The 15,723-nt window shown below is 43.4% G+C and carries 15 protein-coding genes; 9 read left to right on the top strand and 6 right to left on the bottom strand.

The annotated features are described in order from the left end of the window. The first annotated feature begins 56 nt into the window (after nt 1–56). The 7 genes from RQP52_RS19785 (at nt 57) to RQP52_RS19755 (ending at nt 8,756) form a co-directional block, all read left to right on the top strand. On the top strand, nt 57–2,234 hold the full coding sequence (locus RQP52_RS19785) for an ADP-ribosylglycohydrolase family protein (protein WP_315953470.1): 2,178 nt from the start codon (nt 57–59) through the stop codon (nt 2,232–2,234). Next, on the top strand, nt 2,221–3,768 hold the full coding sequence (locus tag RQP52_RS19780) for a sulfatase-like hydrolase/transferase (RefSeq protein WP_315953469.1): 1,548 nt from the start codon (nt 2,221–2,223) through the stop codon (nt 3,766–3,768). Before RQP52_RS19785 ends, RQP52_RS19780 begins: the two co-directional genes overlap by 14 nt. Before the next feature lie 87 nt (nt 3,769–3,855). Continuing rightward, a complete protein-coding gene (locus tag RQP52_RS19775; RefSeq protein ID WP_315953468.1) occupies nt 3,856–5,313 on the top strand; it encodes a sulfatase-like hydrolase/transferase in 1,458 nt (485 codons plus the stop codon). A 74-nt stretch (nt 5,314–5,387) separates the two neighbouring features. After that, nucleotides 5,388–6,083 carry a hypothetical protein gene (locus tag RQP52_RS19770; RefSeq protein WP_315953467.1) on the top strand — a complete coding sequence of 232 codons (696 nt, stop codon included), beginning with the start codon at nt 5,388–5,390 and terminating at the stop codon, nt 6,081–6,083. After that, on the top strand, nt 6,080–7,090 hold the full coding sequence (locus tag RQP52_RS19765; RefSeq protein WP_315953466.1) for a glycoside hydrolase family protein: 1,011 nt from the start codon (nt 6,080–6,082) through the stop codon (nt 7,088–7,090). Before RQP52_RS19770 ends, RQP52_RS19765 begins: the two co-directional genes overlap by 4 nt. Nucleotides 7,091–7,315: 225 nt before the next feature. Beyond that, a complete protein-coding gene (sigK, locus tag RQP52_RS19760) occupies nt 7,316–8,017 on the top strand; it encodes an RNA polymerase sporulation sigma factor SigK (RefSeq protein ID WP_315953465.1) in 702 nt (233 codons plus the stop codon). A 64-nt stretch (nt 8,018–8,081) separates the two neighbouring features. Further along, nucleotides 8,082–8,756 carry an ABC transporter ATP-binding protein gene (locus RQP52_RS19755; protein ID WP_315953464.1) on the top strand — a complete coding sequence of 225 codons (675 nt, stop codon included), beginning with the start codon at nt 8,082–8,084 and terminating at the stop codon, nt 8,754–8,756. A 996-nt stretch (nt 8,757–9,752) separates the two neighbouring features. On the opposite strand, the gene RQP52_RS19750 is transcribed toward RQP52_RS19755, so the two are convergent. Together RQP52_RS19750 and RQP52_RS19745 are read right to left on the bottom strand one after the other, a co-directional pair. Then, nucleotides 9,753–10,757, bottom strand: coding sequence for a DUF3231 family protein (locus RQP52_RS19750; protein WP_315953463.1), 1,005 nt, complete (start codon nt 10,755–10,757; stop codon nt 9,753–9,755). A 467-nt stretch (nt 10,758–11,224) separates the two neighbouring features. Next, nucleotides 11,225–11,743, bottom strand: coding sequence for a DUF3231 family protein (locus RQP52_RS19745; protein ID WP_315953462.1), 519 nt, complete (start codon nt 11,741–11,743; stop codon nt 11,225–11,227). Between the two features lie 556 nt (nt 11,744–12,299). Between RQP52_RS19745 and RQP52_RS19740 the strand changes: the two genes are divergently transcribed. Next, nucleotides 12,300–12,470: a hypothetical protein gene (locus RQP52_RS19740; protein ID WP_315953461.1), complete on the top strand. Its 171-nt coding sequence runs from the start codon at nt 12,300–12,302 to the stop codon at nt 12,468–12,470. A 67-nt stretch (nt 12,471–12,537) separates the two neighbouring features. Here the strand turns inward: RQP52_RS19740 and RQP52_RS19735 are convergent, their stop codons facing one another. After that, the gene (locus RQP52_RS19735) at nt 12,538–13,395 is read right to left on the bottom strand and encodes a manganese catalase family protein (RefSeq protein WP_315953460.1); all 858 of its coding nucleotides are present in this window, start codon (nt 13,393–13,395) and stop codon (nt 12,538–12,540) included. A gap of 92 nt (nt 13,396–13,487) precedes the next feature. Further along, complete coding sequence (locus RQP52_RS19730) at nt 13,488–13,730, bottom strand: WGxxGxxG family protein (protein ID WP_315953459.1); 243 nt, start codon at nt 13,728–13,730, stop codon at nt 13,488–13,490. 212 nt (nt 13,731–13,942) lie between these two features. On the opposite strand from RQP52_RS19730, the gene RQP52_RS19725 reads away from it, so the two are divergent. Then, complete coding sequence (locus RQP52_RS19725) at nt 13,943–14,068, top strand: hypothetical protein (RefSeq protein WP_268240221.1); 126 nt, start codon at nt 13,943–13,945, stop codon at nt 14,066–14,068. Nucleotides 14,069–14,132: 64 nt separating this feature from the next. Here the strand turns inward: RQP52_RS19725 and RQP52_RS19720 are convergent, their stop codons facing one another. Both RQP52_RS19720 and RQP52_RS19715 read right to left on the bottom strand, forming a co-directional pair. After that, entirely contained in the window at nt 14,133–14,921 is a 789-nt protein-coding gene (locus tag RQP52_RS19720) for a cytochrome c oxidase assembly protein (RefSeq protein ID WP_315953458.1), read from the bottom strand. Beyond that, entirely contained in the window at nt 14,911–15,375 is a 465-nt protein-coding gene (locus RQP52_RS19715; RefSeq protein WP_315953457.1) for a DUF2243 domain-containing protein, read from the bottom strand. Before RQP52_RS19715 ends, RQP52_RS19720 begins: the two co-directional genes overlap by 11 nt. Between the last annotated feature and the right edge of the window lie 348 nt (nt 15,376–15,723).

Genomic DNA, 15,723 nt, shown 5'->3' with positions numbered 1-15,723 from the left:
TGGCGGTGGTCGAACCTGCGTTTCCCCAAATCTAACGAGTGAAGGTGAAATGATTCATGACCATACCAAACGATTACGTGGAAAGAGTGTATGCCGGCTGGCTGGCCAAGGTGATTGGCGTCAGGCACGGAGGAAACATCGAGAACTGGACATACGACCGGATCGAGCGGACGTTCGGTGAAATTACGGAATATTTGCATGAATTTAAAAATTTTGCAGCAGATGACGATACGAACGGTCCGATGTTCTTCCTGAGAGCGCTAGAGGATTACGTATGTGGAATGGAGATTACGGCGGAGCAAATGGGGATGACGTGGCTGAATTACGCCCCGGACGGCCACGGCTTCTATTGGTGGGGAGGCTACGGGAAATCAACCGAACATACCGCCTACCTTAATTTGAAAAACGGCATCATGGCCCCGCGTTCCGGGTCTATCGAACAAAACGGAGTCGCTGTCGCCGAACAGATCGGTGGGCAGATTTTTATCGACTGCTGGGGGCTGATCGCCCCTGGAAATCCCCAAATGGCGGCGCATTTTGCGGAGAAAATCGCTTCGGTGTCGCACGATGGGAACGGCAAATTCGGCGGGATGTTCATAGCTGCCTGCATCGCCTCCGCTTTTGTTGAGCGGGATATCGAGCGAATCATCGAGACGGGGCTGGCGCATATCCCTGCGGATTGCGAATATGCGCGAGTGACACGCGACGTCATCGCCTTTTATAAGGCGAGCCCGCACGATTGGCGGGAAGCGTTTCAATTCGTCAAGGCTCATTACGGCTACGACAAGTACCCTGGACACTGCCACATCATACCGAACTCGGCCGTCATGATTTTATCGCTGCTGTATGGTGAAGGCGACTTTTCCAGGACGATTAACATTTGCAATATGTGCGGCTGGGATACGGATTGTAACGTTGCCAACGTGGCTACTATTATGGGAGTACGCGGGGGGATTGAAGCCATCGATGACAAGTGGCGGAAGCCGATTAATGATTTCCTGTGCTGCTCGAGCGTCATTGGGTCGCTGAATATACTGGATATTCCATGGTGCGCCACTTATATCGCCAGACTTGGCTATAAGCTTGCGGGCGAGGAGGCTCCGGAGCGTTGGGCTTCGATATTCGCAGAGAAGAACATGAGGTTCCACTTCGAGTATCCCGGTTCTACGCATGCGTTCCGCCTTGAGCACAACGACCCGCTGCCATTGACGGGACGGATCGAGAACACGGATCAGTTTGCCGCTTCCGGCGAGAGGTCCTTAAAGGTGCTCTTTGACTGTGTTCAAGGAGGCTGCGCTTATCGAGTATATCATCAAACGTATTACCGCCCCGACGATTTTAATGACAGCCGTTATGACCCGAGCTTCTCGCCTATTTTATACCCCGGCCAAACGGTGGAAGCCCAAGTCATGCTGCCCGGTTCCACGAACCAGCGTGTGACGGCTCGACTGTATGTCAAGGATGGGAACAGTGGCACGCGATACTACGGTGACACCGTATTATTAAGCGCCGGCCAATGGATCCGGCTTGTCTTCCAGATTCCTCGATTGAACGATTGCTGCCTGGAGCAGGCGGGGATCGAGTTCATTCCGATGGATGGCAAGGGTGACAAAGGACCGAGTCTCGTCTGTTATATCGATGACGTAATTTTTGGCGGGAAGCCGGATTATGCGATCGATTTTGCTCAAGAAAAGCTCGAAAAGTGGAATGGCTTGCATATCGAAGTCAGCCAAATGACTTATTTGCGAGGCATCTGGACGCTGGAGAACGGTGAATTGAGCGGAAGCTATTTCGGCGAGACGGCGGAAAGCTATACAGGTAGGCTGGATTGGGAGGATTATGCGTTTGAGACCGTTGTCGTTCCGCAGTTGGGAGAACACCATCGAATCAATTTTCGTGTGCAAGGAGGCATTCGCTCCTATGCGGTAGGATTCGCCCCGGAAGGAAAACTAGTGCTGTATAAGAACGATAACGGATACCGGGTGCTGTCCGAGAGTCGTTATGATTGGCAATTGGGAATCGCGTCCACCTTAGCTGTGAGGGCCGAAGGAAATCGATTCCAAATATCGGTGAATGGCGCGCCGGTCATCGACTCTTCCGATGACGACCGTCCTTATTTGAACGGCATGATCGGATTTTCGAATGCGGAAGGCAGTCATACCCATTACCGAAAATTTTCGCTTACGAGTATAGGAACAACCATGAAGGGGGCACCGACCTATGAGCCAACCTAATATTGTAGTCATTTGCAGCGATCAGCATCATCCTCTGATCACGGGATACCGTGAACATCCGTATATTCAGACGCCAAATCTCGATCAATTGGCTGCAGAGGGGACTTATTTCAGCAGAGCATACAGCAACTGCCCTGTATGTACGCCAAGCAGAATGAGCTTTGTTACAGGCAAATACCCGAATCAAATCGACAGCTGGTTTCTCGGCTGCCCTCTGGACCGTGAGGAAATGACATGGGCGCGAAAGCTGGATCAGGCGGGAATTCCGTCAGCGATGTTTGGAAAGATGGATTTCTGCGGTGACTATCAGGACGGCGGATTCAGCGAGTATAAAATTATCAAGAAGCGTCCGGCGTTTAATCCTTATCCGCGTGCCACACCTTTGTATTCCAGACTCGAAGGCCATGTGCGGGAAGATAAGCGTAAGACTATTCTCAATGCGGGCATATGCGAAGATGTCGTCACGGACGGTAACACAGGATACGATAAGGATCTCGGATTTTACGATCACGACCGGGTGGTCACCGATTGGGCAATCGATTACTTGAAGCGCAAGGGGAAGAACGAGGAACAGAAGCCGTGGGCCATGTACGTCGGACTCATGTTCCCTCATTGGCCGTACAGAGTGCCGAAGCCGTATTACGATAAGTATTATCCGGATAACGTGGTCATGCCGCATGACGCCCATTTTCCGAACGACCGGCTGCACCCGCAGGTACGCAATATGCAAAATGCTCTCGGTCTTGGGGAAATCACCGAACCGGATCTGCGCAACCTCCTTGCTTCTTATTACGGGATGATTACTGCACTGGATGACAATATCGGCAGAATTATTGCGGAACTGAAGGCACAAAATTTGTACGATAACACGTATATCGTCTACATGTCGGACCACGGCGAAAACCTTGGCGAGCATGGGCTCTTCTTTAAACAATGCAGCTACGAAGCTTCTGTTGGGGTTCCTCTTATCGTCAAAGGTCCGGGGCTGCCAAGCGGGCAGCGCATTGATCAACCGGTCACCTTGGTTGATCTGTATCCGACGCTCATGGATATCGCAGGCTTGGAGACGGAGCCGGATCGTCCGGGAATGAGCTGGCTTCCTTTGATCAAGGACGGCCGTCAGCAGGGAAGGCATGACTACGCATTCTCCGAGTATCATGGCAATTTCTTTAAACAGGACTGGTATATGCTCGTGAAGGACGGCTACAAGTTTACCTACTACGTTAATGACCGGCCATCGCTGTTTAACCTGGAGGAGGACCCCCAGGAAATGACCGACCTGGCAGGGGAGGAAAGCTACCGGGAGCTTCTCCACCAATTTGAAGTTTTGCTGAGAGAGATTGTCGATCCGGAAGCGGTTTCGTTGAGAGCGAAGCGCGATCTGGGTCTGATCGGCAGCAATGGCGAGGATTATACGCTAACGTTGACGGACCCTGCGTGCAAGGAATGGATTAAGCAGGGCATCTTTCAGGATGAAGCGGAATTTCCGAAGTGGGAAGGGCAGGAGGGAATTCTGCAAAAGGGCGGCGTCTGACGTTGGACTGACTAAGGCTGTGACAATGTGACACAGTGAGATTATGACACGTCCAGCATAAATAAAAGGAGTTTCGGAGGTAATGACATGGCCAAAAAGCCGAATTTACTGCTCATTATGTGTGACCAATTGCGTTTTGATGTGCTGGGGTGCTACGGCAACCCGCTCGTGAAGACGCCGAACATCGACCGGCTTGCCCAGAGGGGAATATGCTTCGATCAAGCTTACAGCCAAACACCGGTTTGCGTCCCCGCCCGTCACGGGCTGATTTCTGGTCTAAACCCATTTGAATTGGGTCTGCTCAAAAATGAAAATTTGGCAAAGGAGATCGATCATCCACTGCCTGAGCTGATTCGTAAGCAAGGATATTTCACTTGCGCTGTAGGGAAGATGCATTTCCAACCGGAAAGAAAGCATTACGGCTTTGACCGCATGCTGCTGTCGGAAGAAATTCCTGCCCACTTTGCCGATGATGAGTATTTGCAGTTCTTAAGTGAACAGGGCTATGGCCATCTGACAGAACCCCACGGCAAACGGAGCGAGCTGTATTACGTTCCTCAAATTTCGGAGCTGCCGGAGCATTTGCATACAACCGCTTGGACGGGGGATACGACGTGCCGTGTCATTCGCCAAAACCAAAACCGGCCGTTTTTCATCTTTTCTTCTTTCATTAAACCGCACCCTCCGTTCGATCCTTGCGTTCCGTACGATACGATGTACGCGCTGGAGCAGGTTCCGCTGCCTGTACGCAAGGAATTTGAACGCACACCTGACGATTACGCCATCGACGTGATGAACGATTATAAGGTTAACGGTATAGATAGCCTGACATTGGAAGATGAATTGAAAATGCGGGCCTACTATTATGGCAGCGTATCGCAGGTGGATAAGCAAATCGGGCGCATCCTCGACACACTGGAGTCGTGCGGATTAATCGACGATACCCTCATCGTATTTACATCGGATCACGGAGAGATGTTGGGTGATCATTATTCCTATGGTAAACGCACGTTCTATGAAGCGTCAGCCAAAGTGCCGCTTATTGTCAGTTGGCCGGCTTCGGTGCCACAAGGGGAACGAAGGGAACAGCTGGCGCTGCTTCAGGATATTTACGCGTCCTTCATCACCGCATCCGGCGGAATCGTACCGGAAGCCTCTTCGGGATTGGATCTGCTGGCTGCCGCTTCGGACCCGGATCAACCTTTGCGGGATCGCATCTTCGCTGAGGTCGGCCGGGGCCGAGTGATGAAGATGATGCTGCGCTGGGGCACCTACAAATTTATTTACCATACCAATGGCGGCAAGATGAACTTGTTCAATATGGAGAACGATCCGGAGGAGTTTACGGATATCTCAGCGGAGCATCCTGAGCTGTGCCTTCAATGCCGGGAAGCCATGGCGCAATATTATCAATCGTACGGATTTACCGAAGCGCTGAACGGCAATCAATTAGTAAGCTATGATGCTCAGCGTCACGTGCCGCAGGGCTATCTCGATCAGACGCCTAAATGGCCTGGAACCGTTGTTGCTGCAGACGGAAATTGAATGAAATATCCGAGGGGCGTTACTGTATGCTTGCAGGGCGCCTCTCAAGCTTTTTTATCGTAGGAGGCGGATTTATGTTCAAAAAGTCTTTATGGCTTGCGATGGTCCTATACTTGTTCCTGTCAGCTGCGGTTACAGTCAACGCCAATACCTATTCCATAAACGATCATTTTGAAAGTTCCACTTCGGTAGGCGATAGTGGTTGGACAATAACGGGGAATCCTTCAGCGAGTATCAGTACGGTTACCGATGGGAGTAATAACGCAGCTAATCATGCTTTAAGTATTGTTCATCAGACTGGAGGAAGCTTCACTGCCAAAAAGATGTTACCGACTGCTATTACATCAGGCGATGCCTTAATCAGCTTCGACATCCAAAGAAGCGCTCAAGTGGCGGATTATTTTTACGTGTATAATTCGGATGGCAGCGAGAATTTTCACATACTCATTCAAGGCTCTAATGGTAAGGGATTTAACCTGTCTGCCCCTTCCGCAACAAGAGTAAGTCCAGACGTTACGGCCTTTAGAGATCAGACAAATACCGCTATACAATCCGTTTTTGGAGTGAATGCCAATATACCTGCTACATGGATTCATCTGATGCTGAATATCGATATGACCAATAAGCAGGTTCGAGTATCTGCCAGCATCGGTGATGATCTTACGCCGCATCCGGTGAAGCTGATGACATCCGCCAGTGAGCTTGCGAGTGATACCTATCTGTTGAATAGTCAATCAACATGCGTTTTACAGGCAATCATAATGAGGTGAAAAACGTAAATGTCATCGGATGGTTTTTTAATACGGACGGCTTGCTTTTAGGAGGTAATTCCACAGCTGAGAACTGCTTCTTCAAAGTCAATGATGACACGATAAAGTTATACTTTTCGAATATGACCATTACCAATATTGTGATTTGGCAGGAAGTAAACGGTGCGCCCATGCAGCTGACATGGAATGTGTCAGTTCCAACCTCCAACAATTACGTCAATCATGTAGACATCATTCGCTGCGAACACATCCTGGGCAATATGACCAACCAGACTAAGGGAATTTTTAACTCCGTCCACGGAGGCATTGGATTGCTTTCGAATTATGTCTTTGAAAATTTCACCATCGATAATGCCGACGGCCGATTATTCCAACTGTGGTTCGTTAAAACTACGTATAATACAAACCAGATGGGTGGAGGAAATATTAAAGATATTACCTTCCGAAACATTAAAGTCACGAACTCGATGACACAACCCAATCTCGTCAATAATGAAAGCTTAACCAATCTGGATACCGGTATCTATGGCTTCGACCGCATCCGGTTTGAAAATGTCTCTGTACAAGGCGTTCCTTTGTCGCTTTCAACATTTAATTTCACACCTAATTCTACACAAAATCCAGGTTATACGACTCCGTCTAACTTTGCTAAAAATTTTGCTGCCTCCAGCTTTATGGTAGGCGGTAACGTGAACCCAACAGCCCTAACACCGGGACAACAGCTAACAGCTCAAGTCAGCCTTCGCAACGGAACGTCAACCTCCCAAGATTATGTTGTCATTTTGGCGCTTTACGACAGCAGCGGCAATATGGTAAATACTTCACAAGCAACAGCCACAGTTGCCGGGTACAGTGATTCACAAGACCTTTCTCTGACAGGGTTCACATTACCCGCTGATACAACAGGCATGAGTGCAAAGATCATGATTTGGACTGGCAGCGATACTTTAACGTCGCCGATGGTGCCGCCATATGGCGCGCCGGCGGTGTTCCCCGCATCGGCATAGGTCGTTTTATGAAGATAGCAGAATTGCTAGATTTAGAGAAGAGAGGGGCTCCTGTTCTGTCTCATCACAGTATTATACAGACCTTCCTAAGTTCAAGCTGATAATTCAAGTAACTTATCCCGTACAGGCACTTCTAGGCACAAACCCACATACACTAATACTAATCTTGAAAGCGGAGGCTTCAGAAGCAGCTAGGTTCCGCAAACATCGAAGGGGGTGGCTGGAGTGCCTGGGATTTTCAGTACGATTGCTGTATTAATCAAGCAGTTAACATTACTTGTATCCTACGTCAAAAATAACGCGTTTCCACAACCTTTAACGGAAGAAGAAGAAGAAAAGCATCTTAGACTGATGGCCGAAGGCAATGATTATTCAAGGAATAAACTGATTGAACACAATTTAAGACTTGTGGCACATATAGTGAAAAAATTCGACAATACCGGTGAAGATCTAGAGGATTTGATCTCGATCGGAACGATCGGATTAATTAAGGCAATCGAGTCTTTCTCACCTAATAAGGGTACGAAGCTTGCGACTTTTGCGGCTCGCTGTATCGAGAATGAGATACTTATGCATCTGCGTTCGTTGAAAAAGACGAGGAAAGATGTGTCCTTGCATGACCCCATCGGAACGGACAAAGAGGGGAATGAGATTACGTTGATTGACATCCTCGGTACGGAAGCCGACGATGTCGTGGATAAGGTTCAACTAAAGATAGAGAAAAGCAAAATATATCGGAATTTAGAGATTTTGGATGATCGCGAGAAGGAAGTCGTCGTCGGGCGATTCGGTTTAGAGCTAGGCGGGGAAGAGCGGACGCAGCGGGAGATAGCGAAGGAGTTGGGCATTAGCCGCTCCTATGTGTCGCGGATTGAGAAAAGGGCGCTCATGAAACTGTATCATGAGTTTTATAAGGCGAAGCGGTAAGGTCGGTCAGTCGGAGAAGTCGCATACTTCATTTATTTGGTTTCAGATAATGGAGGCAAAGAGTATGACCTTAATCCAGATTGAGCATGTGAGTAAGAGCTATGTGATGGGTGGGGAAACGATTCGTGCGTTGGACGATGTTTCGTTAGATATCGATCACGGTGAGTTTGTGGCGATCATGGGCCCGTCGGGGTCGGGGAAGTCGACGCTGATGAACATTTTGGGCTGCTTGGATGTTGCGGATGATGGGGATTATGTGTTGGACGGAAAGGCAATTAAACGGCTCAAAGATGCTCAGCTGGCTGAAATAAGAAATCGGAAGATTGGATTCGTCTTTCAGAGCTTTAATCTACTGCCACGGTTAAATGCATATGAAAATGTGGAGCTTCCGCTCATTTATCGGGGGATGAGTAAAATGGAGCGGGAGCCGGTTGTCATGAAAGCGCTGGAAGCGGTGGATATCGTGGATCGCAGGCGGCATCTGCCGTCTGAGCTTTCCGGAGGCCAGCAGCAGCGCGTTGCTATCGCTCGAACATTGGCGGGCAATCCCGCGATTATACTCGCGGATGAGCCCACCGGTGCGCTGGATTCGAAGACGAGTCTCGAGATTTTGGAGATTTTTAAAAGGCTGAATGAGCAGGGCAGGACGATTGTTTTGATTACGCATGATTTGGCGATTGCGCAGCAGGCGAAGCGGGTTGTGTATTTTCAGGATGGGAAGTTGAGCAAGTTAAGGTAGGATGAAGGCCGGGACTCCGATGGGGTTCCGGTTTCTTATTTTTTGTTATTATGGCCTTGGGATTAAACTAACTGGCAGAAGAGTGGAATAGCACGATATCAAAATCCCCTATCTACTGTTGTTTGAATACATCGTTGTACCTAGGCCATTATTCTAGACGCTTAACTAGGTATCTAGTTTTTATTCTAGCTGCAATATAATCACAAAAAAAGCGTGGTTATAGGTCAATTTGATATATTGTATATTATGTAAATGATAATATTTGGAATAATTTAAAGATTTTACAAAGAGGAGAGTATATTGAAACGATTTTTTATAGCAATATTTCTTTTGGTCACCACTTTATTCATTATTAGAATTTGGTACTTTACAATTGATCCATTAAGCGTTATTTACTTTACTCCTACGGATTTAAGTGACAAGTTAATAGAGAGTTCAATTCTTATTTTTGTAATGATAATAATCACGATGGTTTACAAAATGTATTATAAACTAATTAATACAGGTAAATTTCTCATTTATTTGTGGAGGCAGTTATTTTATTTACTCTAATTAATACGGGGCCATATATAATTGGAAATTTTGATAATAAACAATACCAAAAGATGATTAATGAAGCATCTTAATATTATCAAAAGAATTCAAAAGAATTTAAATGATGGCTTCTCTTTAGTAACTATAGAACAATTTAGTGCGCAAACTTTGTGCATATTTAAAAAGAAAGATAGTGTTACTAAAAAATCATATGAATTATCTCTTAGAATTAATAAAGCCACTAAATGACATAGAAGATATTACGATAGAGAAATAAGCTTGAAGGATAATATGCAGTCGACAATGAGATATTATGCGAATAAGGAGTTTATAGCATGTAGGGACGCCAACTATGCTGCATCGTCTATTCCGAATGTTTGTTTTTGAAATATCTTATAGCTAGAAAAAATACCGAAAAGCCCTCTGTTGAACATCTACAAAGAGGGCTTTCTAGCTGGATAGTTACTGGTCTTTAGCAATTTCTTTTCTGTTTGGTGCAATTGGAGGCTGTTCTAACCATTTATTTTTTATCATAAGATCAAACCAATTTTTTGATATGGTTAGGTCTTTGAGAATTATTTTTTCATAATCAACAATTAGATCATACCTCATAGAACCCGCTAGTCCTAATCCATGATATGATTGAGAAGTCAGAAACAAAAAACCAGTGTGATACATGATAAGTTTATCTGAAAACGGTGAATCAGTAGATTCGGTTATTTCAGTTTCCCACGACATTGGTACAGGTAAATTATCATCTTTTAGTTTTTTACTTAGTATTTGAATGTGGTCATTTGATGTTTCAACTGCATCTGTTAGAAATTCCCTTATTTCTTTGGATCCAGCAATTTGACTAAATGCAATTCCAAGTGTTTTTGCCATAATACTTTTCTTTAGGTTGAGAGAAATATTACCAATTTCTATGGCTGACAGAGGACGTTTATCTCCCCAATAACCATCGAGAAATTTTTTGCTATCAATAAACTCTGGGTTTGCACGTGGGAAAAAATATGGGTCTCTTTGAAAATTCCCCTTCTCTAGTAATAGATCAACGGTACGATGGTACATATTTTTTCCATCCGTCAAACAAGTATCAAAAAAATCTCTTAAATCTTTTCTAACTGATGTAGTAAGCGAAATTACGTGACCGTTTAAACCATGAATTGCCATGAGATACAAATAATCCAAACAAAAAATATCCGAAAATAATCTTTTTATATTGGGGTTAATATCTGAATCTGTAAACCCTATGGGTAATGGAAATCCATCATTAAGAATAAAAGTAGAAACCTGCTTCATTTGATTCTCAGTTATTTTTATTGCATCGTCAAAAACCTCTCTAATGTATGTATCTTCTACAATGGAAAGCATATATTTATTCACACAATTTACCATAGTACCATTTACGTATTGCCCCCATAAAGTCCCAATTTCCGTTGATGTTAGTTTTAATTGAGTTTTGTTCATTATCTCTGTCACCTCTAAAAGTTAGATTGTCCAATTAGAGAAGATTTATCACCTTTGGTTTGCATATTTGCATAGCAACGCTTGAAGTTTATTTTTGGAATATAAAGTCTCTATTGATATACCGTTAAACTGAGGGACGAAGAACGAGAGCTCAATAATAACATACCGCTGAGGAAGCGGTGAAGAGGTTTGACCGGTTATTCAACCCTAAGTGAATATGTCCTACTATAGATCATTTTAATCCTGTGGATACACCCAAGTCGGATTTTGTTTAGTTGCCTTTCCGTTTTGACGGAAAAATGGCTTACCTTGATTGGAATGACGAATTAAAGACTATGTATAAATGTAACTCTAAAAAAATAAGGCTCAAAAGTGAAACAGCTTCCTCATCTTTCGAGGAAGCTGTTTCTACTTATCTATGCCTAATTTCACAGATTATATTACCATCTAAATAGATTTAGATCAAACTAAGCATTAACGGTCTCAGGTCTTTTTATTTGTAGTGGAGGAGGAACAAGCCAACCTTTTTCTTTGCTCATCTCCAGTATTTTAAGGCCTATTGCTGTTTTAGTTATGTGGTATTTTGCAAATAAAGCACCTATATCCACTCTAATTGATTGGCCCATAGCTTGACTGCAGGCAACTAGTCCCAATGAGACGTCAGCTGCAATTTTGGCTGCAATTTCGGGATCAGCGAATCTTGCCCCGACAGGGATGTCTTCGAGCTTTACTGGTGGTCGTTCTGGCAACATTGGAATTGTGGCAATTCCATTATCAATCAGCACTTTATCTAATTCTTTAATTTCAAGATTTGCTTGATCAATGAGACCGTCGAGTACCTTTTTAAGATCTTTGTCTCCTGAGTGGTTTAAATAAGCTTGATAACAGGATACAGCTCCTTTAGCCACAGTGGATGCTGTCCATACACTAAAGATTTCCCCGTAGTGTAGAGGTTCATCTTTTGGATTACCGCTTAAAATTCCCATATGAGTGTAGCTCCTTTTTTTCTAATTTAATGACTTGATTATCATATCCATTTGTTCCTTTAAAATTCATGTGTCCGTCGATTTTCCTCCCTCAACCGTTAAAAATGCATCACTTGCAATAAGTGCCCTGTCCTTATCTCGAAATAGCAAAACGTGTCCAGGCGTGAAATTCTCGCTATTATTTCCAATCTAACTTGATAGTTATATCTGGATATAGAATAAAATTACTGAAAAGTGAATTTTTGATTATTTCTTTTGGACACAATATAACAGAGGTGATTACATGCGTTGTTTACTTTGCGAAAATGAGCAATTGTTAAAAGGAAAAAAAACGAAATGTTTTATATGTACCATTATTAAGCGACGAAATCCAGCTAAAAATATAATCTAAGCAAGCTCTTAAAGAAGCGGTTGGCAAAAATTAATACACCCAGACCAAAAGAAGGCCAATGGTATTGCTTATTTTCATTCAGCTTTTAATATTCGTGTATAAGGGAAGGAAATAGCTTCATAATATAGCTGGAAGTCCATTTTTTGCAAAAGGGAGGATACAAATATGACTTCAAATAGAGGACAGCAAGGAGCTCATGGCACTGGTCAAATTGTTAAGCAACTGAACAATCAAGCAGAAGCCGCGGAGCAAATTCAAGGGTGTAGTAATGTCGATCAAGCAACAAACGAACAAAGTTCAGAACTAGATGAAGTATTCAATAATGACAACAACTAGAAAAAGTCTATCAAAATTTATAGGCTTACTCCTGCTGATACAGGAGTAAGCCTATAATATGAAAGCTTTATAAATTCATATCTTGCAATCCTGGGCTATGCTCATTTGGCATATCAGGTAAGTTAGGCACTGGGAATCCCATCGGTGGCTGGGTAACTAATAGCTGTCCTTTATTTCTACTTGGTGATACACCTTGGAAAACCTCACCAATGCGCGTATCATCTAAACGGAAGTTAAACTGCATATTATGATAACCCATATCTACAAATTTTCTGCATTCCGGATACTTATTAATATCGTAATTAGGAACTGGGAAAAGTTTTCCCCAATCAACACCTAACGTTTCTAAAGCTTTAGCAAAAGCATTTTGATGTGCATTGTCTCGAACGATGAGGAACCCAATTGTCTCACGGAACGTTTTATTGGAGCTCATCTCATAAATTCTACTTTTTTGGAGTACTCCCGTAGATTCGAGTACTAAATTATCCAATAAATCAGCAATCAAATTACCATGTGAATACACCCATGAGCCATTCCATGGGTTTCCACCTGCATCGACTGGTAAGGAAGCTTGAGCGCCGACAATGAAATGGTGGGGATTTGCATGTTTGACGGCTTCATCAAGAGGTGCCCCATTGACACCTGAGTTCCCTACACCTGTGGAGTTACCAGAATCGTTCAGTAATTGATTTATCGTATTTTGAACCAGTTCCACATGAGAAATTTCTTCTAGAAAGACCCCACGGATTAAGTCACGATATTGAGTAGCTTTGCCTCGAAAATTAGAGCTTTGAAAAAAATATTGCATCATGGTTCTCATCTCACCATAGTGTCCGCCAAGTGCTTCTTGTAAAACTTTAGCTGCAGCTGGATCTGGTTGGTCTGGAACAATTTGATTAATAAGTTCTTCTTTATAATAGTACATATATTCACTCATTTCCTTTGAAATAGAATTCTCGGGGATGAATTATAAAATAACCGCCTAGAAAAGACGGTTATTTGGACAACTGTTTATGTTTAGGTATGTTCACGATTCCGCTTTTTTAAACCAGCTAAACCGACTAACCCTAGAAGGCCAAGCCAGCCCCAATTGGAATCATTGTCATCGGTAGCAGCATTAGTTCTATAAGTAGGTGTTGAATTTGTCCCGTAACTATTAGTAGTAGTCGTACCTTTAACTGAACCATATCCGTTATTTACCGATCCAGTCATACCTGTATTATCCGCGGCACTCGATACCCCTGTACACAACAGAAACATAAAACAGATACTTTAAAAAAACATAAAGGCCTTCTTTTTCATTTGGCTTCTCTCCTTCATAGAATTTGTTTACACGTTTGTTTTCTCCTTTATGTAAATCAATTATACGAATGAGAGATTACCGAAGTAGTCCACTAAATGGAAGGTGTAGATTGTTCCGAAAAACATATAATATTGATGTTCCAATTACTTAAGATGGGTGGGCTAAAGTCATGACGAACCAAAAAAAGAGTATTGAATCAGCAAAGCAAAAAAATCAAAAACCAAATCAAAACAGTAGTAAAAAAAGTAGCAGCAATAATGGTATTGATGATGCAAATATTAATTCAGGTGGTTAATAAATTTATTTCAACAACTTAATAAACTGATCAAAAAACCTCACTTCAATGAAGTGAGGTTTTGCTAGGTTTCAGGTACTAATGAGTTACGAGGGTGTCTGATTTTTAACCACTGATAGAAAAAGATAATAATAATAAAAGTGTCAATTGCATCCCCGCCATAATACATAAGCTTAGCACCGGTTTCCGCTTGAGTGGCTGATATTCCAAGTGGGGGGTTCACATAAATGGTTTTAGATAATATGCCATGTGCGGCTATGGTAAATATAAAGATAATACCACGGTAAACGTAGCTAGTTCGATGGGGTGGTCTGTCGATGTAAATCATTGAGATTGTGAATAGGTAACCTGCAGTAAATATATGTAGATGAACTATTATATGTAAAATTGAAAACTTGTGCATGTTCGAATATAAGTTGGTTGTGTATAAGATACATAGTCCACCGATGTTTAATATTGAAGCTACTAAAGGATCGCTTAACATACGAAACGGCATGCCTCTAAGTATCCGTGAGATCCTACGAGCAGATTGTAGGGGGAGAGTCCTTAAGATGAGAGTCACAGGTGCTGCAAGTGCAATGAATAGAGGAGCCAGCATCCCAAGAAGTAAATGACCTATCATGTGCGCTGTGAAGTTTATGTGTGAAAGATTTGCTATAGGGCCAACAACAGATAGCGCAATACATAGTAAACCTATTAACCAGTAGGTATAACGTGAGAAGGGCCATTGCTTATAGGTGCGACTGGATATGACTGCAGCGTACAGATAAAGAAGTAACACAACTGAAAATAGGAGTATGAGGATAAAGTCAGAGTAAGCGCCACTACCATGAGAAAAATGATCATTTGTCATCCGAAGGTGCCCTCTCGACATGAACATTAATCCGGGAATGAATAGTTAAAATGATTCCAACGAAAAGCATAATTATAGCGCTAATATTCCATATGGTATCGTAAATGATGACATTCGGGATGTAACGGATTTGATGAAGTTGCAAGATTTTATGTTGGATTGTTCCATCATATAGTTGGAAAAAGCCAGCACCTAGTAAAATGCCGCTAACCCACCTTTTTAGGTATAGCGCTTTTCTACGTCGAAGATCTGCAAACATAAATAGCGACCCAACCGTCACAAACCAACTAAAAGCGTGAAACAAACCATCGGAAATCAAACCAATTTGGGTCGTGGATTTGTCGTAGAAATGATGCCAATGCAAGAGTTGATGAAATACTGTTTCATCGATAAAGCCGACTAAACCAAGGCCAAATAATATACCCGACCACAGATTACGGTTAGCTGTTTCCACTTTTTATAACTCCTTTTGAAATTCTCCAGCTACATATTTTATTTTTAATTTGCCCTGTTTATGGAATTGTAACCACTTATAGATTCAAGAGGATGATAAATTGAAATAGGAGGTGAACTTGCGGAGACCGTAGCATAAATGACAGGTGAGGTCATTACGCTAACGGATAACTATAGTACAACCAGATCAGGGAGCAGGCCGCACGGTGCTGCTCCCTGATTCATTGAACCTTCCTGTAGGACCTAAGAAATGGTCTTTGTCAAAAAAGGAGCGCCTCGGTATGATGGGTTTGTCCACGGGTTTGAAACCCAACACCATCAAGGAGGCGCTCTTTATGAAGTTTAAGCA

Origin of the sequence: Paenibacillus violae, from assembly GCF_032461945.1 — a bacterium.
Classification (GTDB): Bacteria; Bacillota; Bacilli; order Paenibacillales; family NBRC-103111; genus Paenibacillus_E; species Paenibacillus_E violae.
The sequence above is the reverse complement of the archived record's forward strand: the minus strand, read 5'-3'. Positions and strand labels throughout refer to the sequence as shown.

Excerpts from the sequence above, each read along its gene's own strand:
- RQP52_RS19785 (WP_315953470.1), top strand. The coding sequence starts at position 57 with ATGACCATACCAAACGATTACGTGGAAAGAGTGTATGCCGGCTGGCTG.
- RQP52_RS19780 (WP_315953469.1), top strand. The coding sequence starts at position 2,221 with ATGAGCCAACCTAATATTGTAGTCATTTGCAGCGATCAGCATCATCCT.
- RQP52_RS19775 (WP_315953468.1), top strand. The coding sequence starts at position 3,856 with ATGGCCAAAAAGCCGAATTTACTGCTCATTATGTGTGACCAATTGCGT.
- RQP52_RS19770 (WP_315953467.1), top strand. The coding sequence starts at position 5,388 with ATGTTCAAAAAGTCTTTATGGCTTGCGATGGTCCTATACTTGTTCCTG.
- RQP52_RS19755 (WP_315953464.1), top strand. The coding sequence starts at position 8,082 with ATGACCTTAATCCAGATTGAGCATGTGAGTAAGAGCTATGTGATGGGT.
- RQP52_RS19750 (WP_315953463.1), bottom strand. The coding sequence starts at position 10,757 with ATGAACAAAACTCAATTAAAACTAACATCAACGGAAATTGGGACTTTA.
- RQP52_RS19745 (WP_315953462.1), bottom strand. The coding sequence starts at position 11,743 with ATGGGAATTTTAAGCGGTAATCCAAAAGATGAACCTCTACACTACGGG.
- RQP52_RS19740 (WP_315953461.1), top strand. The coding sequence starts at position 12,300 with ATGACTTCAAATAGAGGACAGCAAGGAGCTCATGGCACTGGTCAAATT.
- RQP52_RS19735 (WP_315953460.1), bottom strand. The coding sequence starts at position 13,395 with ATGTACTATTATAAAGAAGAACTTATTAATCAAATTGTTCCAGACCAA.
- RQP52_RS19730 (WP_315953459.1), bottom strand. The coding sequence starts at position 13,730 with ATGTTTCTGTTGTGTACAGGGGTATCGAGTGCCGCGGATAATACAGGT.
- RQP52_RS19725 (WP_268240221.1), top strand. The coding sequence starts at position 13,943 with ATGACGAACCAAAAAAAGAGTATTGAATCAGCAAAGCAAAAAAATCAA.
- RQP52_RS19720 (WP_315953458.1), bottom strand. The coding sequence starts at position 14,921 with ATGACAAATGATCATTTTTCTCATGGTAGTGGCGCTTACTCTGACTTT.